The organism is Salmonella sp. SAL4457 (assembly GCF_046548235.1).
Taxonomy (GTDB): domain Bacteria; phylum Pseudomonadota; class Gammaproteobacteria; order Enterobacterales; family Enterobacteriaceae; genus Salmonella; species Salmonella enterica.
Genome location: NZ_JBGDZO010000031.1, coordinates 1 through 565, shown reverse-complemented (window position 1 = coordinate 565; position 565 = coordinate 1). Strand labels below are relative to the sequence as shown.

The window sequence follows — 565 nt, the reverse complement described above, 5'->3', positions numbered from 1 at the left end:
GGGTATGGCTGTCGGTGCCCACGCAGGTATCGGGGAAGGCCACGCCGTCGCGCGCCTGGATCACCGGCGACATTTTCTCCAGGTTGATCTGGTGCATGATGCCGTTGCCCGGCGGGATCACGTCGACGTTGCGGAAGGCCTGCTTGGTCCAGTCGATGAAGTGGAAGCGGTCCTCGTTGCGGCGGTCCTCGATGGCGCGGTTCTTGGCGAAGGCCTCGGGGTCGTAGCCGCCGCATTCCACCGCCAGCGAGTGGTCGACGATCAGTTGCACCGGCACCACCGGGTTGACCTGGGCCGGGTCGCCGCCACGGCGGCGGATAACTTCCATGACCTGATGGCACGCTGGCTGAACGCCTACTTCCTCACCGACAGCCTGGAACGCACCGGCAATGCCCTGACCCAGGAACTCGCGCAGCTCGGCCAGGAACGAGACGCCACGGCGGCCCAGTTGCTGGGGATCGGCGAATTGATCAACCACCTGCAGCAACAGGTCAACCGCATCAACCTGATCTGGGGCAATGGCGTCGGCCAGGATCTCGTCCCTGGCTACCAGAACCTGCTCAAG

2 protein-coding genes are annotated in these 565 nt (G+C 65.0%); one reads left to right on the top strand and one right to left on the bottom strand.

What is annotated here, in order from left to right; genetic code table 11:
• A partial coding sequence (locus tag ACLJNW_RS23050; RefSeq protein WP_410961070.1) for an aconitase family protein occupies nt 1-328 on the bottom strand: 328 nt, incomplete at its 3' end.
• Nucleotides 329-334: 6 nt separating this feature from the next.
• Between ACLJNW_RS23050 and ACLJNW_RS23045 the strand changes: the two genes are divergently transcribed.
• A partial coding sequence (locus ACLJNW_RS23045) for a hypothetical protein (RefSeq protein WP_410961069.1) occupies nt 335-565 on the top strand: 231 nt, incomplete at its 3' end.